This is a genomic window from Streptomyces sp. NPDC107498 (assembly GCF_055582805.1).
On the sequence record NZ_JBVJPE010000002.1, the window covers coordinates 513,373 to 533,474 of the forward strand.

The 20,102-nt window shown below is 68.7% G+C and carries 25 protein-coding genes; 12 read left to right on the forward strand and 13 right to left on the reverse strand.

All coding sequences use genetic code 11. From position 1 onward, the window contains the following. Positions 1 to 64: 64 nt before the first annotated feature. The 7 genes from ACZ66Z_RS05480 (at position 65) to ACZ66Z_RS05510 (ending at position 5,075) form a co-directional block, all read left to right on the forward strand. A complete protein-coding gene (locus ACZ66Z_RS05480; RefSeq protein ID WP_469932679.1) occupies positions 65 to 682 on the forward strand; it encodes a DUF4913 domain-containing protein in 618 nt (205 codons plus the stop codon). Then, positions 679 to 1,473 (forward strand): glycosyl hydrolase, encoded by a 795-nt coding sequence (locus tag ACZ66Z_RS05485; RefSeq protein WP_469932680.1) that lies wholly within the window; start codon positions 679 to 681, stop codon positions 1,471 to 1,473. The genes ACZ66Z_RS05480 and ACZ66Z_RS05485 overlap by 4 nt, the downstream gene beginning before the upstream one ends. Beyond that, on the forward strand, positions 1,470 to 1,946 hold the full coding sequence (locus tag ACZ66Z_RS05490) for a hypothetical protein (RefSeq protein ID WP_469932681.1): 477 nt from the start codon (positions 1,470 to 1,472) through the stop codon (positions 1,944 to 1,946). The genes ACZ66Z_RS05485 and ACZ66Z_RS05490 overlap by 4 nt, the downstream gene beginning before the upstream one ends. Next, positions 1,943 to 2,611 (forward strand): hypothetical protein, encoded by a 669-nt coding sequence (locus ACZ66Z_RS05495; protein ID WP_469932682.1) that lies wholly within the window; start codon positions 1,943 to 1,945, stop codon positions 2,609 to 2,611. The genes ACZ66Z_RS05490 and ACZ66Z_RS05495 overlap by 4 nt, the downstream gene beginning before the upstream one ends. Next, positions 2,608 to 3,459 carry a winged helix-turn-helix transcriptional regulator gene (locus ACZ66Z_RS05500; RefSeq protein ID WP_469932683.1) on the forward strand — a complete coding sequence of 284 codons (852 nt, stop codon included), beginning with the start codon at positions 2,608 to 2,610 and terminating at the stop codon, positions 3,457 to 3,459. The genes ACZ66Z_RS05495 and ACZ66Z_RS05500 overlap by 4 nt, the downstream gene beginning before the upstream one ends. 132 nt (positions 3,460 to 3,591) lie before the next feature. Further along, the gene (locus tag ACZ66Z_RS05505; RefSeq protein ID WP_469932684.1) at positions 3,592 to 4,530 is read left to right on the forward strand and encodes an SPDY domain-containing protein; all 939 of its coding nucleotides are present in this window, start codon (positions 3,592 to 3,594) and stop codon (positions 4,528 to 4,530) included. Between the two features lie 56 nt (positions 4,531 to 4,586). Continuing rightward, a complete protein-coding gene (locus tag ACZ66Z_RS05510; RefSeq protein ID WP_469932685.1) occupies positions 4,587 to 5,075 on the forward strand; it encodes a hypothetical protein in 489 nt (162 codons plus the stop codon). Between the two features lie 4 nt (positions 5,076 to 5,079). On the opposite strand, the gene ACZ66Z_RS05515 is transcribed toward ACZ66Z_RS05510, so the two are convergent. Then, positions 5,080 to 5,343: a hypothetical protein gene (locus tag ACZ66Z_RS05515; protein WP_469932686.1), complete on the reverse strand. Its 264-nt coding sequence runs from the start codon at positions 5,341 to 5,343 to the stop codon at positions 5,080 to 5,082. 224 nt (positions 5,344 to 5,567) lie between these two features. On the opposite strand from ACZ66Z_RS05515, the gene ACZ66Z_RS05520 reads away from it, so the two are divergent. Together ACZ66Z_RS05520 and ACZ66Z_RS05525 are read left to right on the forward strand one after the other, a co-directional pair. Next, a complete protein-coding gene (locus ACZ66Z_RS05520) occupies positions 5,568 to 6,311 on the forward strand; it encodes an SPDY domain-containing protein (protein WP_469932687.1) in 744 nt (247 codons plus the stop codon). Positions 6,312 to 6,380: 69 nt separating this feature from the next. After that, entirely contained in the window at positions 6,381 to 6,710 is a 330-nt protein-coding gene (locus ACZ66Z_RS05525) for an esterase (RefSeq protein WP_469932688.1), read from the forward strand. A 167-nt stretch (positions 6,711 to 6,877) separates the two neighbouring features. On the opposite strand, the gene ACZ66Z_RS05530 is transcribed toward ACZ66Z_RS05525, so the two are convergent. Beyond that, positions 6,878 to 7,855 carry a hypothetical protein gene (locus ACZ66Z_RS05530; protein WP_469932689.1) on the reverse strand — a complete coding sequence of 326 codons (978 nt, stop codon included), beginning with the start codon at positions 7,853 to 7,855 and terminating at the stop codon, positions 6,878 to 6,880. A gap of 251 nt (positions 7,856 to 8,106) precedes the next feature. Here ACZ66Z_RS05530 and ACZ66Z_RS05535 point away from each other — a divergent pair, with 251 nt between their 5' ends. Beyond that, positions 8,107 to 9,069: a hypothetical protein gene (locus tag ACZ66Z_RS05535; RefSeq protein ID WP_469932690.1), complete on the forward strand. Its 963-nt coding sequence runs from the start codon at positions 8,107 to 8,109 to the stop codon at positions 9,067 to 9,069. 161 nt (positions 9,070 to 9,230) lie between these two features. On the opposite strand, the gene ACZ66Z_RS05540 is transcribed toward ACZ66Z_RS05535, so the two are convergent. The 9 genes from ACZ66Z_RS05540 to ACZ66Z_RS05580 all read right to left on the reverse strand — a co-directional run bounded on the left by ACZ66Z_RS05540 (position 9,231) and on the right by ACZ66Z_RS05580 (position 16,274). Continuing rightward, on the reverse strand, positions 9,231 to 9,635 hold the full coding sequence (locus tag ACZ66Z_RS05540; protein ID WP_469932691.1) for a hypothetical protein: 405 nt from the start codon (positions 9,633 to 9,635) through the stop codon (positions 9,231 to 9,233). Between the two features lie 108 nt (positions 9,636 to 9,743). After that, positions 9,744 to 11,498 carry a relaxase/mobilization nuclease domain-containing protein gene (locus tag ACZ66Z_RS05545; protein ID WP_469932692.1) on the reverse strand — a complete coding sequence of 585 codons (1,755 nt, stop codon included), beginning with the start codon at positions 11,496 to 11,498 and terminating at the stop codon, positions 9,744 to 9,746. Next, complete coding sequence (locus tag ACZ66Z_RS05550; RefSeq protein ID WP_469932693.1) at positions 11,498 to 12,163, reverse strand: plasmid mobilization protein; 666 nt, start codon at positions 12,161 to 12,163, stop codon at positions 11,498 to 11,500. Before ACZ66Z_RS05550 ends, ACZ66Z_RS05545 begins: the two co-directional genes overlap by 1 nt. Beyond that, on the reverse strand, positions 12,160 to 12,384 hold the full coding sequence (locus tag ACZ66Z_RS05555; RefSeq protein WP_469932694.1) for a hypothetical protein: 225 nt from the start codon (positions 12,382 to 12,384) through the stop codon (positions 12,160 to 12,162). Before ACZ66Z_RS05555 ends, ACZ66Z_RS05550 begins: the two co-directional genes overlap by 4 nt. 101 nt (positions 12,385 to 12,485) lie before the next feature. Then, positions 12,486 to 13,547 (reverse strand): DUF2637 domain-containing protein, encoded by a 1,062-nt coding sequence (locus ACZ66Z_RS05560; RefSeq protein WP_469932695.1) that lies wholly within the window; start codon positions 13,545 to 13,547, stop codon positions 12,486 to 12,488. Further along, positions 13,544 to 14,110 (reverse strand): WhiB family transcriptional regulator, encoded by a 567-nt coding sequence (locus ACZ66Z_RS05565; RefSeq protein ID WP_469932696.1) that lies wholly within the window; start codon positions 14,108 to 14,110, stop codon positions 13,544 to 13,546. The genes ACZ66Z_RS05560 and ACZ66Z_RS05565 overlap by 4 nt, the downstream gene beginning before the upstream one ends. Before the next feature lie 118 nt (positions 14,111 to 14,228). Beyond that, positions 14,229 to 14,927, reverse strand: a complete 699-nt coding sequence (locus tag ACZ66Z_RS05570) for an ATP-binding protein (protein ID WP_469932697.1) — start codon at positions 14,925 to 14,927, stop codon at positions 14,229 to 14,231. Further along, complete coding sequence (locus tag ACZ66Z_RS05575; protein ID WP_469932698.1) at positions 14,927 to 15,946, reverse strand: hypothetical protein; 1,020 nt, start codon at positions 15,944 to 15,946, stop codon at positions 14,927 to 14,929. Before ACZ66Z_RS05575 ends, ACZ66Z_RS05570 begins: the two co-directional genes overlap by 1 nt. Before the next feature lies 1 nt (position 15,947). After that, positions 15,948 to 16,274, reverse strand: coding sequence for a transcriptional regulator (locus ACZ66Z_RS05580; protein ID WP_389669791.1), 327 nt, complete (start codon positions 16,272 to 16,274; stop codon positions 15,948 to 15,950). A gap of 430 nt (positions 16,275 to 16,704) precedes the next feature. Between ACZ66Z_RS05580 and ACZ66Z_RS05585 the strand changes: the two genes are divergently transcribed. After that, positions 16,705 to 17,148, forward strand: coding sequence for a Secondary metabolite protein (locus tag ACZ66Z_RS05585; protein ID WP_381422092.1), 444 nt, complete (start codon positions 16,705 to 16,707; stop codon positions 17,146 to 17,148). Positions 17,149 to 17,195: 47 nt separating this feature from the next. Here the strand turns inward: ACZ66Z_RS05585 and ACZ66Z_RS05590 are convergent, their stop codons facing one another. Together ACZ66Z_RS05590 and ACZ66Z_RS05595 are read right to left on the reverse strand one after the other, a co-directional pair. Beyond that, a complete protein-coding gene (locus ACZ66Z_RS05590; RefSeq protein WP_469932699.1) occupies positions 17,196 to 18,041 on the reverse strand; it encodes a helix-turn-helix domain-containing protein in 846 nt (281 codons plus the stop codon). A gap of 411 nt (positions 18,042 to 18,452) precedes the next feature. Next, the gene (locus ACZ66Z_RS05595; RefSeq protein ID WP_469932700.1) at positions 18,453 to 18,677 is read right to left on the reverse strand and encodes a hypothetical protein; all 225 of its coding nucleotides are present in this window, start codon (positions 18,675 to 18,677) and stop codon (positions 18,453 to 18,455) included. Between the two features lie 245 nt (positions 18,678 to 18,922). Here ACZ66Z_RS05595 and ACZ66Z_RS05600 point away from each other — a divergent pair, with 245 nt between their 5' ends. Continuing rightward, positions 18,923 to 20,101, forward strand: coding sequence for an MAB_1171c family putative transporter (locus tag ACZ66Z_RS05600; RefSeq protein WP_469932701.1), 1,179 nt, complete (start codon positions 18,923 to 18,925; stop codon positions 20,099 to 20,101). Position 20,102 lies beyond the last annotated feature (1 nt).

Here is a 20,102-nt window from a genome sequence, read left to right on the forward strand (position 1 = left end):
CCAAACCACGGATTCTCCGCATCCTCTCGGGCATGTCGCCGTCTCACAGATGGAGCACGCTCTCATGTCCGACACCAGCCCGACCACCCCCGCCCCCGGCTCCGGTCCCGAGCCGTTCCGGGTCTCCGACGAAGACCTCGACGATCTCGCCAGCGCCCTCGCCAAGACCATCGCGGAGGTCAGGCGCCACGGCGTCATCCTCGACCGCCTCGGCTCCGAGCCCGATCCCGTACCCACTGCCGACCAGCAGACGGACGGCGCTCCGGCAGCCGGGGCGGCCGGCCCCGAGAAGGCCGACGGCCCCACCTCGGTGTTTATCCTCGCGCTGGGCGGCGAGGCATACGCCGTCGAACTCGCCGCCCTTAGCAACTGGGTGAACCACCTCTTCCTGCCGGTGTACGGCCGGGAGATCAGCACGACGCGTCCGTGGTGCGCGCAGTGGCACGAGCATCCGGAAGCCGTGGCCCGGCTGCACGCCCTCTGGCTCGCGTGGCAGCAGCTCACCGACACCGAGGCCGGCCTGGCTGGTCCGTCGACCTGGCACCGCGACCACCTGGACCAGGCGCTGGTGCACCTCCGCGCCCCGGACGGTCCGTTCGCCGCGTGCACGACGAGCCCGACCCGCCCCAACCACCGGGTGCTGGTCACCCCCGCCCCTCAGCCGTCGGGGGTGGCGGCATGAAGAACGACAGCTTCGACTTCGCCTTCGATTTCGATCTCGACGAGCTCGCCCCCGCCGATGCCGCGTCCGAGGAGGCGGTGGAGAGGTTCTGGTCCGGTGACCTGATGGCGCTGTCCCAGCACCACACCACGCCCAACGGCTCCCACAGCTTCGTCGTCGCCCACGACCAGTCGGCCACGTGGGGAATACCCGGCGCTCCTCAGGTGATGGCGATCGCCGTCGCCCGGGACCTGACCCGGTTCACGTACACCCTGGAGACGAGCCACCACGCCACGGTGTCCTTCGCCCAAGCGTGGCTGGTCGAGTGCGGCTGCCCGCCCGAGAAGATCGCCAAGATCCACGGCGGCTCCTTGAAGCCCGCCGACGACCTCACAGTGTGGGTCGAACGGCAGATCCGTGAGTCGGGCGCCCGGTACGAGGTCCTCGACAACCACACCTCGGACTCCGACCCGTGCGAGACGTGGACGCTGACGCGCGACTCCCGCGCCGACGACGCACCGATTCGGGTCTTCCACGAAGAGTGGGACCACGGCGCTGGCACCTACACGATGCGCGAGGGCGCCTTCACCGACATCAGCGCCGCCCGCGCCTGGTTGGACGATCGCAGCGGCCCGCTGCCGGAACCACCGGAGTACAGCGATCACAACGGTGCCGTCGTCCGGGCCCGCGTCGCCCGCATCGCCCTCGCCCGGTCGGCCGGTGCCTCCGCGGCGCCGAAGGCCGACCTCGGCGCCCCCCGTACGCCTCCGGCGGGACCGGCCCGTCGTCCGGTACAGGGGAGGCTGCTGTGAGCCGTGCCCGCTTCGCCTTCGCCGCACACCCTGACGCCATCGCCGACCTTCGGGAACTTCCCGATGAGATCCGCGACTTGGCACTGCTGGAACTGCAGAACCTGGTCCACGGAAGTGACGACTGCCTGCCGTTGAAGGGCCGCCTCGCCGGCTTCCACAAGGTCTACGTCGACCCCTCCGTCGCCTATCGGCTAGTCATCCAGTTCCGCCCGGCCCCACCGACCTCGAACCACAAGCGCGAGGTCTACCTCGTCGCCGCCGGAAGCAGGAAGGACTACGCAGTCTACCGATCGGCCCACCTGCGCACCGCCCCTCAGCAGGTCTCCGAGACGGCCTCCGCCGACGAGGCCCGCGTCCAGGCCGCTCGGTCCCGCTCTTCCCTTGCGGCCGGCCGCCCGACGGCCTCCGCGGCAGCTCCTCCCGTAATGGCCCACTCCACAGCCGCCGCCTCCCGAAGGTTCCCCCAGCGATGACCGCCGACCGCGCCCCGCTGTCCCGTACCGATCTGGCCGGCCTCCTCACCGAGGCCGCGCAGAGCGTCTCCGGAATCCTCGCCGCCGAGTACCCGACGGTCGCCGGCCGCTCCTATCTGCACCCCGTACTGGGCGCGCTGTCCGCCGGTCCGCACGTGGTGGGCGAACTGACCGACCGTCTCGAAGAGTTCATGGCCGACGAGCCGCGTCCCGCCACGCCGATGGGTCTGTTCACCCTGGCCTCCTACGCCTCCGCGCTGGGCTGGCTCACCGAGTCCCTCGCCGAGCTGACCACCGCCGTCGACCAGATTTGCACCCGCGTGGGTATCCCTGCGGAACCGCGGGACCTGGCCTTCGCTGCGACCGAAGACGCCGAGCAGGAAGACGGGTTCGGCTTCACCTTCAGCGCGCTGGAGCTGGCGGCGATCCGCACCGCGGCCGAGGCCGCCGGGCTCCCGCCGGGCGACTACGTCGACGTGCTCTCCCAGTCGCTGCTCGCAGCCTCCCGGATCACCGATGCCTGCATGGAGATCTCCAGCGGCCTGCTCGAAGACGCCGCGTACGTCCTCGACGAGGCGGCCGACCACATCTGGACCGGCGGCGAACCAGGGGGACTGCCCACTCTGGTCCGTTCCCTGCTCGCCCGGATGGAGGCGACCGAATGAACCTGCGCGATACGCCCGACCGGCCCTCCGCCTTTCCAATCGGTTCGTTCGACGCCCAGCGCATCGAGGACGCGTTCTCTCTGATGGGACCCAAGTGGACGACCTGGTCGGTGATGACCATGGCCCAGGAGGGCCGTCCCATGCGGGTGCGGGATGTCGCCGCCAGGCTCCCCTTCGTCAGCGAGCAACTGGTCGGCAAGCGGCTGGCCGCCATGCACGCCGACGGACTGGTCACCCGAACCGACAAGCGCCACGGGGCTCCGTACCGGCTCAGCGCCCTCGGCGAGTCCCTGATGCACGTGCACCGCACCTTGGCCGAATGGTCTCGGCACTATCTGTCGCCCGGCGCGATGGCCGAAGCCGAACGTGTGGAGGACGCCGTTCAGCGTCTGCGGCTGCGGCACTCCACCGCCATGATCCAGGTCCTCGACGTGGGCGGCCCGATGCGGTTCGTCCACATCGCCGAAGGCGTCGGCCTGGACGTCAGTTTCACCCAGCATCGGCTCCGCCGGCTTCAGGCCGACGGCCTGGTCACCCGCACGGGCCCGCGCCACGGCGACCCCTACGTGCTGACCAATGCCGGCCAGGCGCTCGGTCCCGTCTACGCGACCGTCGAGCACTGGAGCACCCCCTTGGCCACGCAGCGGGTCCTGTCGCCGCCCGCTTCCGTCACGATGCCCCAGCGGACCCACCCCGGCGTCCCGTTGGGGTCGGACGGCGCGCGGACCGCAGCAGCCCTGCGCCGGAGCGCTGCCGTGCCGAGCGCCCTGTTCAGCCATGCTCCCCAGCCTCAATCGCGGGTACCGGCGTCCGCGACCGCTCCGTCAGCCCCAGGACGGGTCAGGTGATCTGGGTGGCGCCGAGAACCAGAGGCACCCCGCCATCGCCACAGCGTCCGCGTCCGCGTGTGCTCCGGCCGTTCACCGCGCTGCGCACGCGGGCGCATTCCCCTCCTCCCACACGCGCCTGGAGCTTCGACCATGTCCGCCCTTGCCGACCCGTCCCGCCACGAAGAGGTACTGGTCAGCCCCATGTATCTCGCCGGCTCCAACGGGACCGGAGACGCCGGCTTCGCCCCCGTGGCCCACTGGCCGCACCACTATCTCGACGACGGCCCCTGCCAGCTCTTCGTCACCTCTCCCGACCAGCGGATCCGGATCGGCTGGTTCGGCGACGACTTCGAGCTGTGGAGGATCACCGCAGCCGAGGAAGCCGTCGCCACGCCCCGCTGGACGGCGACCTTCAACCACGTCACCCCGGCCGAGATCGTCGTCGGCCTCACCACCGCCCTGGCCCGCGACTACGCCAAATCCGACCCGTACGAGAACAACGGACGCTTCCTGGCGGACCCGTCGCTGTACTGGGCCGATGCCGTCCAGCCGCTGCTCGATGCCGGCTGGCACCGAGGGGCAGCCACGTACGGAACCGTCGAGGTCACCGCTCCCGACGGGCTGGCAGGTGTCGAGATCGACACCCTTCACGGCGGACGGGACGCCGAGACCGTCATGCTGTGGGCCGGTCCCCGGGGCTGGGGTACGCGGGCGGAGGCGGTGTTCACGGCCCGCACTCCGTCCCATCTGATCGCCGCGACGGCGGCCATCATGGCGAGTTCGGCCCCGGTGGTCCGTGAACGGCGCATGATCCACCGCGAGATGGAGCCGCTGGTCACGCTGACGCCAGTCGGCGCGGCTGCCGATCCCCGGGTCTCTCACTCTCCGACTCCGCTCGACGTACGCCGCACCGCTGTCACCGAGGCCGTACGCCGTGCCGCGCGCACTCCGCAGACAGCAACCGACCTCCGCGTGATGGCGGCCCAGAGCCGCACCACGTCCTCGGCTCAGAAGCGGTCGAGCACTCTCGCGCCCGCAGCCGCAGCCCGGCCGCCGGCCGCTTCGTCGGCTCCCCGGCACAGCCGCTGACCCCTGCCGGACCTTCCCGGACGCACCCCGCCCCTCCAGACAGCAGGAATTCCTTCATGCCCGACACCACCGCGCTCGACCAGGCCACTTCCATGATCGAGAAAGCCTGGGACCAGCCCACCGAGGTCCTGGAAGTCCTCGCGGTCCGTCGCCCCTGCGACGACCCGCTCCTGCGCTCGGCCATGCACATCCGTACGGCTCTGGCCATCACCGACAATGCGGTGGTCGTTCACCAGGATCGTCTGCACGCCATGCCCCGACCTGGGTATGTGCTGGCCTTCTACGAGTTGGACCGGCTCTCCAGCTCGGCGGCCGACCTTCGCGTCGCGCTCGCGGAGAGCGGTGCGTACGTGCAGGCGATCCGGCGTGTGGTCGAAGCACGCGAAGCCGCCTCGCCTGCGGACCGGGTGCCGGCGGCGAACCTGTCCCGGGCCGCTGTCGCCCGCTCGGAGCTCGCTTCACATACCCCGGGCCACGTGCCCGACCAGCCTGTTCCTGCTGCTGTCGTCGGGCCGTCGGCGCCCTCACGGGGGCCACGCCGCTGAACGGTCAGGCAAGGTCTTCGTCGTGGTGAGCGTCCTCGGTGGGCCCCACCACGCGGGCCAGCTCCTCCACCGTCAGCTCGATGTACCGGCCTTCCGCAACCCGGCGCTCCACCACCGTGTCCTCGTCCGGCCATCTGTCGGACTGCGCGCCGACGCCCCACTGGCCGTCGGCAACCATCGAGATGTCACCCACGGTCCACGGCCGCCCGGCGGCACGGATCTTGCGCTCCAACCCGGCCCCGTCCCAATGTCTGCCCGACTCCTTCATCCCTGCTCCCCCTTCGGTCCCGTACGGCCCGCTGCCGTAACTCGAGTACGACAACCTCGGCCGTCGTTCCATTCCCGTGCCGCCGGCGTTCTGGGCGTCTGCCCCTGATCAGTTCGCCCACGGCAGACGGGGCACCTCCGGAAACGACTACGGACTTCGGCACGCCCCATGTCAACGTACGGGTGTCGGGAAAAACCGCAGGTCAACGAAGGGATCGTCCAACCGTGAACGCCTCCGTCACCCTCCAGCCGGCCGTCGTCGGCCCCTCCGTGGGAGTCCGCCACTGGCTCTCCTCTGACCACTGCGCCACGCCGGTCCTCGAACTCCTCCACGCCCTCAACTGGACGGTCGTCGACACCCCGGAGGCCAACGTCCACGCGACGAGCCCAGACGGCAGCGCTTACGTCGGCTGGCTCCCCGAGGACCCCGCCGCCTGGACACGCGACATCGTCTGGCGGGTCCAGGTGCAACCCGCCGAAGGCGACGCGTGGGTCCAGGAGTTCGGTACCCACACCCCCGCCGAGGCGGTGGCCGGGTTCGTAGCCGCCCTCGTCGCCCACTCCCCCCTGCTGAAGCGGCGATCGAGCTGCACCCTCGGTCCGCCCCGCTCACCGGCACCTGCTCTCGGGTCCTGCCCTCCTGGCCGGCCAGCCCCGTCCTCGCTCACTGGCCCAGGCCGAAGGTCCTCCAGGGCCTGCTCCATCTCGACGCTCCCTGACTCTCCGTCTCTTCCCGTACCGCTTCCGGAGGATTCTTTGCCCCAGTACCTGACCGTCGGCCACCTGCTCCGCCAGCTCCAGGACCTCGATCCCGCCCTGCCGATCCGCCTCGCCGTCAACCCCGACTTTCCCTTCACCCACTACGTGGGGACCAGGGTCGTCGTCCTGGACGGCAAGGCGTTCATCCCCGACGACGGCCAAGAGGATTACCTGCCCACGTCGGTACGCGACGCCCTCACCTGGACCTGATCTCCCTTCTCTCCGGAGGCCTCCATCTCGTCGCACACCCTCCCGCTACACAGCCTCGCCGCACATCCCATGCCAGACGGCGTACGCGGCGCACTGGTCCAACGCGTTTCCACCCGACACGACGGCCCACTCGACGTCACGTGGCTCGCCGCCAGAACCCCGAAGCTCTCCTTCGGCCGCATTCGCCTTCGCTGGGAGCCCGCCTCTCGCCCCGGTTGGAACGTCACCGCCCACCTGGGCCTGGCCACCACCGAGGTACACCTCGCCTCCTGGCCCGCCGCCCCGGACGACTGGCCACGCCTGGTCCACCCGACCCTCCACGAAGTGACCGGCCTGTGCGCCGCCCTCGCGTTCGCGACCGACGCCCTCGACCTCTCGAACCGCCTTGCCGAGGTCTGACTGAGAACCTCAGAAGGCCGCCCCTCGCCGATCAGGCAGGGGCGGCCTTGGCGTACGCCCAGCCGCGTGTTGCGTACGCTCATCCCGGCGAATGAGGAGGACACAATGGCCGACGACCACGTGCTCTAGGAGCCTCTGCAGGTCGTCATGAATAACGTCAAACTTTCTCATGCACGGGGTCGTTGGACGCGTCCGTCATCGAGGAGGAACCGGGTATCTTCCTCCGCTTTCTGTCGCCATCTGCGTTGGCGATCAAGGACGGCGACCGTTCGTCGACGGATGACATGCAGCGCCTGCTGTGGATCCTTGCCGTGGTACGTCCCCAGTGTCTCGACAAGGTCTTCGAACGCTCCCAGAACGGCCAGAACCGTTGCTGTCACTATCTCCGGATCGGCACGCATGACCGGCTGGCCGTCCTCATCGAAGCTGGACGCTTGAGCCACCATCCACACGGTGCTGTGAGATGCGGCAGAGGATATGCGGTACCAAGCTGGAAGGTGGGTTGGCCGCTTCGTGGCGATGTCGGTGAGGTTCACCGCGAACGGTGCTTTCACAGCGCCCAGTACGGCGGAGTTCGGACGGTTCTTATGGTCCAGACCGATGCTGATCCCGGCGCGTTGGACAGTGCGCTCGGCGAAATCCCAGATTCGGTCCGCCTCCGGGATCGCTCCGACACCTACGTCTTTGGCCGCAGTCTGATGCTGCCGCGCCCCGTTAAGCCATGCGGCCGCGATGCGCACTGCACGCTGTTCCGGGCTTATCGCAGCTTCATAGAGATGGCACATCCGAACGACACCCTCTTGCACGACGCGAGAGAGCGAGACAAGTGACCATATGGCCACAGGTTCACCCACCAGTGTCCGCTGGATCGCCTGAACGTGGTCGAGGACGTTGCCGAGGATGAGCTGCGTATGCCAACCCGCCCACACCCAAAGTCGGCGGCGCGCCGTGCGGTATCGGTGATGCGAGGAACTGACCCAGTCGCCATCAGCCAGCGACATTCCGCCGGTTGATTCTCCCTCGGCGAGACTCTCAACGAACTCTCCCAGGGATCTGGAGGCATGGCGCAGGGTGCGTGCGCCCTCATCCACAACTTCCTTAGGAACCCCGAGACGACGTGGGTCAGGAGCAGCATCTGCGGTCACCCCACTGACCCTACACGCCCACCTCTGACCGGGTACAGCCTCATTCCTGATGCCGCAAAGCCGAGCAGCTTGACTTGCCAGTCCGGCCTGGCTCTGCCGCACAGGAACGCCACCGAAGCAAGGGACTTGACCGCAGGTGCTCTGCTGTAAAAACTGAGACACCAGGCAATCTCGCGGGTCACAATCATCTTGGAACGCTGGTATCAACTTCAGGGAGCGCTGACATCAGTAAGCCGATCTCGCCTCAGAACATGAAGAACCTGGCCTTCATCCGGCTGCTGCACCGCCAAGGCATTGAACAGTCTCTCTTGCCCGAGCCCCTTTCCTTCACTTCCGTGTTGACCTTTCACGACGCCGTGGAGATGTTCCTCATCGTCACGGCCGAGCACCTCGGCGCCGTACTAAAGGATCGCGACCCGTTCATCAAACGGTTCTTCGAGGGCCTACATCCCAGCGTTTTCCCTGACGGAGTGGAACTCCGAGGCCAGTACGGCATAAAACGTCTGAATGATCTACGTAACGGGTTCAAGCACACGGCTGGATTCCCAGGCCCCCAGGCCATCAACAACGTAAAAGCCGATGTTTCTCACTTTTTCGAAGAAAATACCCCTCGCGTCTTCGGCCTTGCTCTCGACGACATCGACCTTGCCGAAGTCGTCCGGCACGACCAGACCCGCGCACACCTGAAACGGGCAGCCCAGCTTGACGCAGAAGGAAATCGCCTGGAGGCAATGGGCACGCTGGTTGTCGCTTTCGATCAGCTCATGACCGATCAATTCAACGACGCCGGGACGTCTCGTGGTCTTTCCGCCTACAGCTTCGGCAACCGGATGCCCCAGCACTCCCTAACACGCACCCAAGTGCAAGCGGTCCTACACCAGCCAGATCACGCAGCGCGAAGGGGAGCACCCACCCGCGCCGCAGAAACCCTCGCTCGGGAATACACGCACACACGCGATGTGACCCGGGCCTTGCAAGAGGGCATGCGCCTGATGGCACTAGGTGTGGACTTCCATCAGTACCAGCGCTTCACCCAGCTCACACCCGCCGTAGGCTACACCTACGGTGCCGCCAGAGAAGAGCCCCACTACTCCGTGGAGCCCGGTTACGATCCGGATCAAACCGAATTCGACTTCTGCCGCCAATTCGTCATCACGGTGGCGCTTCGGCTCATCGAGATCAACGCCCGTGCCGTACCGCCGTCATGGCGGTGACAGGTACCGCGCATCTCTCGGCTCTCCAGGCAGATGGTGACACCGCCAGCAGAAATCCGACGCTAACGGCCTTGTGTTCGTCTCGCACGATCCGAGGCCATCTCCGCCGAGGCGAGATCCGTTCCGCCACCCCTCAGCTCTCCGCCCAAGAGGAGCAGTCCCTAGTTCAGGTAAGCGCCAACGAAACTCCCGTCGAACCCGAGCGCGACCAGCCCCTCCTCGACGCTCGGATAGGTCGTCCCGTCCGGACCATCGATCAGGGCGTCGAAGTCGGCGCGGCTGATCTCGGGTTCGATCCACTGGTTGCTGCACCGGCAGCGAATCCAGACGTTGCGGCTGTGGCTGATGAGCAGCCAGTCGCGTCGGGCCCTGCAGGCCGAGCACATCACGGGCATGCCGCCGAGGGCGAGTTCGTGGGCGTGGCTGATGCAGCGCGTTGCGCCGGGGCCATCGGCCGGGTGCATCTCGTACTGAAGTTGCAGCAGGGGGTCGGCCCCTGTGGGAAGGATGGGCAGTGCGGGTGCCGGCTCCGTGGTGCGGTCGGTGGTTCTGGGCACGAGCGTCATCTCCCGGTCGAGGGCTTCCTGTTTTCATCCGTAACAGCAGGTGGAACCGGCTGTCCAGGCATTTCGTGGAGTCCGGTCAGCCGGTGGCCGGCCTTCCGGACGGACTGATCAGCGGCGCGGTGGGCGGCTACGTGGGTCAGAGACGGCAGGGCGGGGCGCCGCTGTGGGTGCGTTCCGTTCGCTGGTGCGGTTGGCCGATGTCCTGGTCGGGCGGGTGCCGGCCTGTGGGCGACGGGGGGCTTCGCCCGGGTGGGCGGGGAGCTGGGCGAGGCGGCGCAGGCGCCAGACCAGGACGTCGTTCACGTTCTCGGCGGTGTCGAGTTCGCGTATGTCGATGGCCTGTTGCAGGAGGGCCTCGGGGTCGTGGCCAGCCTGCTCGGCCTGCGCGAGGGTGGCGACCAGGGCGTCGGTCTTCATCAGCATGCCATCTACTCGTAGGCCCTGCTCCGGCAGAGCCGCGCGGAGGGTGGCCTCGTGTGTCCGGCGCTGAGCCTCGGGGAGGGCACGGCCTTGATCGTGCAGCACCCGCATCGGCGTGGTGGCGGCCTGACGGTAGGCGGCGCGCAGGTGCTCGGCGGCCTGTCGGGAGGCGTGGGCCTGCTGGGCGTGCCCGCGGGCGGAGTGCCAGCGGGCGGCGACGAGGGTGACCAGGACGAGGGTGGAGACGAGCATGGCGGTGGTGCCGCCGTCCTCGCCCCGGCCAAGTGCGCCGCCGGCCTGGACGATGCCCCGTGCGGCCGAACGGAGCGCCCGGATGTCGGCGTGCTCTGCTCGGACGTGGCTGCGAGTCGCCCGCTCGAAGGCTCGGGCGGCGGCAGCCAGCTCGGCGCGGGTGGCGGCCGGGGAGGTCTGGGCGACCGCGTCCAGGAGTTCTCCGACGCCGACGAGTTGGGCGGCGGCTTCGTCGTCGTCGCTGTCGAGGAGGATGGCGGCACACTCGGCGATCCCAGTGGCGCTCCGTCGTCCTCGGGCGGGCGGGGACCAGTCCCGACCGTCGGTGGCAGCGGGCGTTGCCCGCTCGGTGGTTCCGTCAGCGAGCCGGAGGCGGATCTTCGGAAGGGACAGGTCGGGAGCGAGCTTGGAGCCGGGGTACCAGACCGGTTCGCCGTGGCGGTTGCGGTCGCCGGGCAGGGCCACGTTGTAACCGAGCGCGTCACCGGACGGGGCGTGGCGCACTTTCACGCGCAGGCCCGCCTCGCGGAGCCGGGTGAAGAACTCCTTCTCGCCGTGTGCTCCCGCGACGGCCTGGCGGACGGCTTCGCGGAGCGTCTCGCGGGAGGTCTCGGGGCGGCCGGTGCGTTCGGCCTTGAACTTCTCGGCGCTGGTGGGGTTCTTCGCTGCGGTGCCGTCGCCGGCGTTGAGGCGGCGCAGGCCCATCTCCTCCTCGATGCGCCGGCAAACGGCCTGGGCCTTATTGAAGTCGTAGTTGAGGCGGGGATTGCGCAGGTCACCGCGGACCAGGGTGGCGACGATGTGGATGTGGTCTTCTGCGTGACGGACGGCGATCCACCGGCAGCCGTCAGCATCACCGTCCGGGGCGATGCCAGTGGCGTGGACAATGCGCTGGGCGATCGCGTTCCACTCCTCGTCGGAAAGCCGCCGGTCGCCGGGGGCAGTCCGGACCGAGCAGTGCCACACGTGCTTGGCCGGCGCGCGGTCGCCGGCCTGCTTGACACGGAGGTCGAGGGCGGCGGTGAGGCGCGCGAGGGTGACGCGCGGGTCGGTATCGCGGCCGGGGTCGGGGGCGAACCCGTCCCAGGAGCCGACAAGATGCGCGTCGGTGTGCTCCTCACGCCTACCAGGGCCGTAGAGGTAGACGAGAAGTCCGTGGGTGCGCGAGCCGCGTCCGATGTCGGGAACCATCACAGCCGCCTGTTCACCAGGTCGTTCGCCGCGTCGTCGAGGCGGCCGAGGGACCGGGTCAGAACGCTCAGTGCGTGGTCGAGTTCACCGGGGCGGGGCTGTCCGCCGGCGTTGTGGACGTAGGCGATCTGGTTGATGTTGTTACCGATCCGGGCCAGGGCGGTACGCAGGGCGGCGAGTTCATCGATGTCCGCGTCGAGTCGTTCGTTGTTGTGCAGGGCGGTCGAACCGCGGGCGGCGGCGAGGCCGGCGGCGGCGAGAAAGCGGGCGACGGTGACGCCGCGCTGCGCGGCGGCGGCGACGATCTCGGCCTTCTCGTCGTCGGAGAGGCGGGTGGTCGTCTTGCGGGTGCGCTCGCTCGGATTGCGGCTGCGGCGACGCGGCTTGCGGTCGGGGAAGGCGGGCGTGCTCGGGCTCGGCTGCTCGCGGTGGTCGTCGCGGTCGGCTTCTCCCCCGGTGACCGGCGCCCCCCGGTGCCGGTTGCCCGGCTGGTCCCCGAGCGCCCTCGCTCGGGAACCAGCCGGGCTTCCCCCGCCCTCCTGGGCGGGGGCAAGTGCGTACGACGGGCCGTAGGACCGTCGTACGCGATAGCTTGCTCCGCCAGGAGCCGTCGTGGGGTCACGCTGCTGTCCGGCGGTGGTCACCGCCGGGTCGTCGGTGGTCACCGGCTCGTCTCCGGGTCCTGCTGCTGGATTTCGCGGACGAGTTCCTCGACCCAGTCCATGGCCAGGACAGGGTCGTGCAGGGTCCAGGGGCGATCGTGCTGCTCGCGTTGCACGATCCAGGTGGTGTCGGGGCCGGACTGGGCACGGTGGAGGTGGCCGCGCTGGTGAAGGACGGTCAGCCAGGAGTCGACTTCGGCGGGAGTGGCCGGGTGGGTGCGCATCGGGTGTTCTCCGCTTCTGCTCTGGAGGGGTGTGGGCGGATATCAGGAGCGGGTAACCGGCTGGGGTGACCGGCTCGGTCACCCGCTCCCTGGGTGTCCGGTCAGTTCCGGGTGGAGGTGACCGGCTGTCCGTGCTGGGCGCGGAGCTGGGCCATCAGGGCGGTCAGGGTGTCGCTGGAGAGCGGGATCTGCTGACCGCGGATCGCCTGGGCGACCACCTTGCGGGTCAGCTTGTCCTCGGCCCTGACCGCTGACCGGGCGATCTTCAGCAGTTCCTCGGTGTCCGGGTCAGGCCGCCGGTCACCGGGTGTCCGGGCCTCTCGGTCAGTGACCGGCGGCGGCGTGACCGGCGGGGTGGTGACCGCCGCCGAGCTGTCCTGGTCGCCGATGACCGGGGCGGTGGCGTCGGGACGGTCAGTGACCGGCCGAGCCGAGTCCGACTGTCCGGGCAGGTCAGCAGCCTCGTGCGACTGGCCTCGGTCATCGGTGACCGTGTTGCTGCTACCCACCGGGGCGCTGTCCCCGGTCAGTGACCGGAGGGCAGGAGCCTGCTTGTCCAGCGGCGGCCGGCCGGTCAGGGCGGTGACCGGTTGACCGGCCTTGCCCTGACCGACCGCCGACCGGTTCTGACCGACCCGGTCAGTCCGGGTGACCTCGACGGCGGCGCGCCGGTCACCCTGACCCGGGTGACCGGGGTGACCGAGGTCCTCGCGGTCACTGCCCTTGACCGGCCCCCGGGCGATGAGGATGTAGAGGTGGACCGCTCCGGCCAGGGCGAGCGGGGCGATGGTGGACAGCACCGCGACCACCGTGTCCCCGAGCCGGAGGCCGGTGCGGGCGACCGCGTCCTCGTTGAGCCGCACCGCGTGGAGCGCGTTGGCCCAGATGCTGGCGGCGGTGGCCGTGCCGAAGAGCGTCCAGACGTAGAGCCGGGCGCGCAGCGGCGCGTCGCGGAGGACCAGGAGCGCCCGGACGCCGTAGGCGATGAACCCGTCGATCACCAAGGGGAAGAGGTAGGTGAGGAAGCCTCGGATGTGGATGGCGACGGCCATCTGCTGCAGCGCGTCGTACGACAGCGCGCATCCCGCGCCACCGAGGGCGATGACGACCGCGCGGTCCCAGCCGGATATGTGCGCCGTCTTCGGCGCGGTCTTGGTGGTCACGCCGCCGTCCCGAAGTCGTCGCGGCCCAGGCGCTCGCCGCCGGCCTCGGACGAGGCGGTGGCCGTCTCGGGCTGGTTCAGATCTCGGTTGCGCAGGGCGCGGCGGAGTTCGCGGTACCGCTTCTGGGCGTGTTCCTCGGTGATCTTGAGGAGCCAGGCCAGGCGTTGCTCGGTCACCCCGTGGCGGTAGGCGGCGCGGATGACCGCGCGGCGCTCGGCCTTGGTGAGGTGGATGTCGCGACCGGCGATGGTGTCGTTGACGCGACTGTAATCGAGGCGGTGGGCGATCTTCTCGTGCAGAGGTCCGCGCTCCTCCTCAGTCAGTCCGCCTCGGATGCCGTCGGCGTCGCCGGATTCCAGGGCGGCGTCCAGGCAGACGCGGCGGACCGGGCACTGGCCGCACAGCGCCTTCGCTGCGGTGATCTTGTTGGTCTCATCGGGGTCCGGGAAGAAGATGTCGGGGTCCACCGGGCTGTACTCGGTGCTCTGGCAGACGGCCTGGTCCCGCCAGGTGTGGTCGCCGAGCGACCGGTGGCGGACAGGGCTGTGCGTCGTGCTGGTCATGCGGGGTGCTCCGATCGCTCTCCGCGCGCAGGGGCGTCGGCGGAGAGGTGCGCTGGGTCGGGGAAGGACTCGAGGCGGCGCGCGGAAGGCGCGGCCCGGCGTGGCGGCCTGGAGTGGGTCAGGCTGCGAGACGGTGGCGTCTGCGGTCGACCTGCTCGAACTCGACCCGGGTGGTCATCTGGGCGAGCCGGGAGATGACGCGGTCGCCGAGGTGGGCCCTAAGGTCCCTGATCGCCAGGTTGGTGGTGATCAGGGTCGGGAGCTCGTAGTTGTACCGGCGGTTGATCAGCCGGTACGTCACTTCCTCGACCCACTCGCTGGCCTTGGCCGCGCCGAGGTCGTCGATGATCAGCAGCGGACAGCGGCTGACGGCGGCCAGCTCCCGCTCGCTGTCGGCTCCGGGCCGGGGCCTCAGGTCGGCGTACAGGTCGGCGGCGGTCGTCGCGCGCCAGCGCACGCCGACTCCGCTCTGCACCAGCCGCCGGACCGCGCCGTACGCCTGGTGCGTCTTGCCCGCGCCGACGACGCCGGCCATCAGCAGGCTGGGACCGGTGGTGACCTGCCGCCTGGCTCCCTGGTTGGGGGCGACGGCGGCCTCGGCGACGGCCTGGACCCAGGCCAGGACCTGGGGGTGGTCGGCGACGGCGGCCCGGTAGCGCGGGGGCATCCCGGCCGACAGCGCCTCCAGCGGGGAGACGGTCTCGGGCTCCTGGGCCGGTGCGGCGCCGGGGTCGATGTTGCGGGCGGCCAGGATCCGGGCCATCCGGTCCAGGGTTCCCTCACCGAGGGTCTGCGGTTCGCGATGACGGGTGCGCATCACAGCTCCTCGGCGTAGGCGGCAGCGGCGTTGGACGGGTTGGTCCACGCCTGGTGGGCGGGCACGTTAGGCCGGATTCCCGGTCGTGCCAAGCCGCCGGATCGGGCGTTCATGGCCTCGTTGACCATGCTGGTCAGCACGCTCGGGTGCTTGGGGTTGGTCGCGAAGTTCGCCAGCCCGGCCCTGATGTGTTCTGGCGCGATGCCCTCCCCCAGGAGCTTCTTGGTGATCCGGCCGAGGTGTCCGATCACGTCGCTGGGCGGGCGCTCGTCGCAGGCGGCGACGTACTCGCCGACGAGCTGGTTGGCCGAGACGCCGACTGCGGGCGCCGTGCGCCCCGTAGGGACAAGAGATCCAGGATCCAAGATCCTAGATCCAGGCGCCGAGCCCTCGCCGACGCTTCGGGGAAGGTTCGGGGAGCCCTCGGAGAATGCCTCCTGACCTGCGCTCTTCGTTCCGACCTGGCTAAGAGCGCCACCCCCGTTGTCGGCGGCTTCCTGCCGGTCGGCAAAGGCCCCACCCATGTCTCCGGGAGGCGTCGATGTGGTCTTGGCTGGCAGGTCGAGGGCTCGGGGAGCGTTCGGTGAGGTCTCGGCGAGTCCTCGGGGAGTGGTGGACGAACCCTCGGTCGGCTTGGTGCAGGAGCCCTTGCAGGGGGCGCACCGGTCGGCGGCCTGGTGCTGCGGGCAGGAGGGCAGACGCGACTGGCTCGGCTTGTCGATCTTCTGGTGGTCGGACCAGGTCACGATGTGGAGGTACTGGCGGCCGTCGCAGCCGGTGTACCGGCAGATCAGGCCGGCGGTCGCGAGCTGGTGGAGGTCGTCTTCGACGTGGACCGCGGTGTGCTCGGCGCGCAGGGGCCAGAGGAGCCCGGCGATGATCGCGGCGTTGTCGCGGTGGCGACCGTGGTCGTCGGCCTGGGTGAGCAGTCCGAAGAAGGTCCGCTCGGCCTCGACGCGCACTTCGGCGAGCGACTCGGAGACGAATGCCTCCGGCTTGATGGTTCGTATCCGCGCCATGTCAGCGGCCCCGACCGGCGACTGTCAGATCGCTGCTGATGAGGGTGGCGCCGGCGAAGTGGAAGGTGTGTGATCGCGCCCAATCCGCCTCAGGCCAGACTCGCAGGATCCAACGAGCCGCGACCCTGGCGGTGGTGCGGCTCACCTCGATGGTCTTCCCCGCATCGTCTTTGACGACGGCGTGCAGATGGGGCCACCTCTGTTTCGGGTCGTTGAGGCTGACCCGGATGGTGGCCGCGCCCGGGATCATGTCGGTGAGCTGGGCGGCGAGGCGGTGCTGGCGATCCGCGTTCGGGCAGGCCAAGGTTCCGCTCGGCATGGCGAGCATGCAATACTCCGTTTTTCGTAGGAGCGCGGTACGGCGGTTCTCGTGCAAAAGCCCCGCCGTCCGCGTGATGTGAATCGGCACCTCTCGGGGTGTCGGCCCGGCGCTTGGGAGTTGGTAGCTCCCGGGCGCCGGTCTCCTTTACCCCTGCGGGCTCACGGCCCGTGTGCGTGCATCGCCCCTCCCCTCCCACTCTGCCCTCGGCAAACGATCCGGTTGCGCGGGGACCAGAACCATATGGGCACCCCCGGCACAAGTCCATCCTCTCCACACCCACTCCAACCAGGCACGGAACACCAAACTGGACGACTCTCGGGATAAACGTACACCGCAGTGGCGTTCCGTCGTCAACCGCAGTGTCGGCACGCAAGGGGGCATTAGGCCCGATCACCACTGGAGTGGATAGGATGGCTGCCATGACGAAGGGCAGGAGATGACCGAGAGAGACGAGCGCACCTTCGCGGAGCTGCTCGACCACCTCTTCCGAGAGGTGCACCCGGAGGGGCGTGGTCCGTACACGTACGCGGAGGTCTCGCAGGGCATCCGCGACACCTCCGGCGCGGCCATCTCCGCGAGTGCCATCCAGCAGCTCCGCACCGGGGTCAACAAGAACCCGAAGAGGGACACCATCCGAGCGCTGGCCGCGTTCTTCGGAGTGAAGCCGAGTTACTTCCTCGACGGCGAGGAGACCGAGCGGCAGGATGCGGAGATCAAGGTGGTTGCCGCCATGCGCGACCAAGGCGTGCGCCGGGTCGCCTTGCGCGCCAATGGACTCAGCGCATCGAGCTTGAACATGCTGAGCACCGTGATCGAGCAGGCCCGTCGGCTTGAGGGGATGTCGGAGTCGGACGACTCGGGGCTGCTCGACGACGAGTGAGTTCGGCGTCCGCCCGAGCCACGGCACGCTTCAACCATGTGGCTCGATCAGGCACCGCCTGCCTCTCGACGGTCTTCCATCAGCACGATCACGCGGAGAAGGTCGCTGCGCATCGGCCGTAAGGCGACGATGCGAACAGCGACCTCTCGCCCCTGGTGACACGGAAGCCTGAGCCGGCACAGCGCACCGTGGGAGTGTGCGACCACCTCGCGTCGATCCCACATCTTCCGCGCAGCCGACGACCCCGCGAGGATGTCCCGCTCCAGCTTCAGCAGCGCCTTGTTCTTCGGGTGATGGGCCCGCTCATAGCGAAGCTGCCCCAGAAGAGGGCGCGCCCAGTCCTGCTCCCAGTTCACGAGCTGCTCACGAGCCTCCGGATCCAGAAAAGTCCACCTCATCTGGTTGGCCCGGCAGGTGGCCCAGGGGAACCACTCCAGCAGCGGCCGATTGTGGCCGATCACGTTCCATGCGAGATCCGTCGCGAAGGCGGGAGCGGGGACTTGATTGTCCAAGAACTGCTGGAGCAGCCCTTTGTCCACCTCTTCCATCGAACCCGATTCCGGCAGCGGGCCAAGGGCCGGCAGACGGCCGACCGCCTTCAGGTACAGAGCACGGCGTTCCGCGGGGCTCAGTCGAAGCGCGGACGAAAGCCGGTCGAGAAAGTCGGCTGAATATTCGGCTGCGGTGCCACGCTCCAGCGCACCGTACCAGCGTTCACTCACCCCCGTCAGGCGAGCTACGTCACGCTGCGTCAGCCCCTCACCCCTTCTCCCCGAGGTTGCGAGGCCCGGAATCCCTCGGGGATTCGTACGCCTCCGCCACGATCGCAGCAACGCGGGAAGGGATTCACCGTCGGGATCGCCGCCCTCAACCTGCCCGCCCCGGGAGTTCATGGCTAGGAATTTAAGTCCCACAGCAAGGTGACATGCAACACAACACATCCCGAATCGCCAGCAAAGGATCATGAATCAGTCATTCAGCGTAGTCAGACATAACGGGTAATCGATTCTTCAATCAACCTGATGGTTCGGCACGTTGGCCCGGGACGGTCGGCCTCACATCACATCGGCCAAGACGAAGAGGCGCATCCTCCACGTCACCACGGCCCCCTCCGACTCACCTTCCGTAATCGGAACTCGTAGTTCCGGGAAGCGCGGGTTCCTGCTTCCCCTTGGCATCCTCTTGCTGCCGTTCACCAGCAATGTGGCTCACAGTCGAGGCCGAGGGGAATCACCATGCCCTTGCCGCAAGTCGACGAAAGTCGACTGCGTAACTGGTGCGAGGAACAGGTCGATCTCCTGCGCCTACCGCACCGCTTCAGCACGCGTGAATTGTGCGATGCGATAGCCGACCGCCGTGGGAAACCGATCATCTTGAAGCCTCTGAACACGCTCGGCCCAGTTGACGCGCCCTGCGGCATAAGGCTCGAAACCCCGTCGGCCGACCTCCTCTTCTATGAAGAGGGCACGTCCGTCCACCATCAGCGGCACATCCTCACGCACGAGCTGTGCCACGTGTACTGCGATCACCCAGGAAGCCTGGAGGTCGACACAGGTACAGCTCGGGCCCTCGGAGTGAACCCCACCCTGGTGCTACGCATGTCTGGACGTACGAGTTACTCGACCCCCGACGAACGTCAGGCAGAGACGATGGCGTCGGTCATCCGCCGCCGCATCTACCTCGACCGCGAGTCTCCTTCGCTCCGGCCTGAAAAGGGACCGGACAGCTGGGACGCCCTCTTCGCCCAACCCTTCAAGAGAGGTCGGTTCGGCCGATGAACGCTGTTTTCCTTGGCATGGCTTTCCTGCTCGCTGCGGCTGCCGGCTACTGGGTACTCGGCCGAGGGACGCCGCGCCCGACGGGCACGTGGAGCATGGGCGCGCTTCTCATCTCGTTCGCCCTGGCCTTCGCCTCCTACGCGCCGCTCGTCGAGGACACTGTCGAGGCGCTCGTGCCGCACGTCGCCCGGCTGCTGAGCAACTGCGCTTCGTTGGCGGCTGCCACGGCGGTCCTGGCCGTGTCGTTCCAGCTCAACCTCGACCCTCCGGAAGCTCGGCGACGCATCCGAGTGCGCTGTGCTTCCCTCATCGTGGCGATCTTCGGCATGACCTTCCTGTTCGCCTATGAGCAGATGACCCACCGTTCTCCGCAGGTGTACGCGCTCTACCTGTTCCTCTACGTCTCCTGCCTCGGCTTCGCGGTCGTCGACTTCCTGGTGCAGGCCGTACGGCAGTCGAACTCGACACGTCGAGGCAGTGTCCGAATAGGTCTTCGGACGGCAGCGGCGGGTTGTGTCTTCGCTCTGGTCTACGTCGCCTACAAGGCGACGCGACTCGTCGACCTGGGCCTGGGGCTGGGCCTCATCGACAGTCGCTCGGAGTGCTCATCGCTCGTCGGCAGGTGTGCCTTCAGCGTGACTGCGCCGGTGCTCGCCGTTCTGTTGATCTGCCTCGGTCTGACCTTGCCCGCCGTGGCCTACCCGATCAGCCAGGCCCGCCGCAGACGTTGGGAGGTACGGTCCTTCGAGACGCTCGGTCCCCTGTGGCAGGACCTGTCGACCGCGATGCCGCACATCGTCCTCTCGCCCGTACCCGTCGATGACGTGTCGGCCGACTCGGACTTCCTGCTCCAACGACGGGTCATCGAGATCAGCGACGGCATTCTCGCTCTGCGGCCGTACCGGCCCCTCGGGGTGCAGGAAACTGCACAGAGCACCGTCGACGCCGGAACGGAGCGAGGCGCCGCGGCAGTCGAGGCGGCCGTTGTGGAGGCGGCGCTCGCCGGTCTGAAGGCCGGGCGGGTCGCCGACGATGTCGCCCCGCCGTCGGTGGAGGTCGCCTCCCGCAGGGACCTGCGTGCGGACACAGAATGGCTCCTCCTCGTGGCGGACGCCTACGCCGGCCGTGTCGGGCGTGTCGTCGTAGACGGCCGACCGGAACCCGTTGGAGCCTGAA

Bases quoted from the DNA above. Each gene is read 5' to 3' on its own strand.
- ACZ66Z_RS05480 (WP_469932679.1), top strand. From the start codon at position 65: ATGTCCGACACCAGCCCGACCACCCCCGCCCCCGGCTCCGGTCCCGAG.
- ACZ66Z_RS05485 (WP_469932680.1), top strand. From the start codon at position 679: ATGAAGAACGACAGCTTCGACTTCGCCTTCGATTTCGATCTCGACGAG.
- ACZ66Z_RS05495 (WP_469932682.1), top strand. From the start codon at position 1,943: ATGACCGCCGACCGCGCCCCGCTGTCCCGTACCGATCTGGCCGGCCTC.
- ACZ66Z_RS05500 (WP_469932683.1), top strand. From the start codon at position 2,608: ATGAACCTGCGCGATACGCCCGACCGGCCCTCCGCCTTTCCAATCGGT.
- ACZ66Z_RS05505 (WP_469932684.1), top strand. From the start codon at position 3,592: ATGTCCGCCCTTGCCGACCCGTCCCGCCACGAAGAGGTACTGGTCAGC.
- ACZ66Z_RS05510 (WP_469932685.1), top strand. From the start codon at position 4,587: ATGCCCGACACCACCGCGCTCGACCAGGCCACTTCCATGATCGAGAAA.
- ACZ66Z_RS05515 (WP_469932686.1), bottom strand. From the start codon at position 5,343: ATGAAGGAGTCGGGCAGACATTGGGACGGGGCCGGGTTGGAGCGCAAG.
- ACZ66Z_RS05525 (WP_469932688.1), top strand. From the start codon at position 6,381: ATGCCAGACGGCGTACGCGGCGCACTGGTCCAACGCGTTTCCACCCGA.
- ACZ66Z_RS05535 (WP_469932690.1), top strand. From the start codon at position 8,107: ATGAAGAACCTGGCCTTCATCCGGCTGCTGCACCGCCAAGGCATTGAA.
- ACZ66Z_RS05540 (WP_469932691.1), bottom strand. From the start codon at position 9,635: ATGACGCTCGTGCCCAGAACCACCGACCGCACCACGGAGCCGGCACCC.
- ACZ66Z_RS05545 (WP_469932692.1), bottom strand. From the start codon at position 11,498: ATGGTTCCCGACATCGGACGCGGCTCGCGCACCCACGGACTTCTCGTC.
- ACZ66Z_RS05555 (WP_469932694.1), bottom strand. From the start codon at position 12,384: ATGCGCACCCACCCGGCCACTCCCGCCGAAGTCGACTCCTGGCTGACC.
- ACZ66Z_RS05565 (WP_469932696.1), bottom strand. From the start codon at position 14,110: ATGACCAGCACGACGCACAGCCCTGTCCGCCACCGGTCGCTCGGCGAC.
- ACZ66Z_RS05570 (WP_469932697.1), bottom strand. From the start codon at position 14,927: ATGCGCACCCGTCATCGCGAACCGCAGACCCTCGGTGAGGGAACCCTG.
- ACZ66Z_RS05575 (WP_469932698.1), bottom strand. From the start codon at position 15,946: ATGGCGCGGATACGAACCATCAAGCCGGAGGCATTCGTCTCCGAGTCG.
- ACZ66Z_RS05580 (WP_389669791.1), bottom strand. From the start codon at position 16,274: ATGCTCGCCATGCCGAGCGGAACCTTGGCCTGCCCGAACGCGGATCGC.
- ACZ66Z_RS05585 (WP_381422092.1), top strand. From the start codon at position 16,705: ATGACCGAGAGAGACGAGCGCACCTTCGCGGAGCTGCTCGACCACCTC.
- ACZ66Z_RS05590 (WP_469932699.1), bottom strand. From the start codon at position 18,041: ATGAACTCCCGGGGCGGGCAGGTTGAGGGCGGCGATCCCGACGGTGAA.
- ACZ66Z_RS05600 (WP_469932701.1), top strand. From the start codon at position 18,923: ATGAACGCTGTTTTCCTTGGCATGGCTTTCCTGCTCGCTGCGGCTGCC.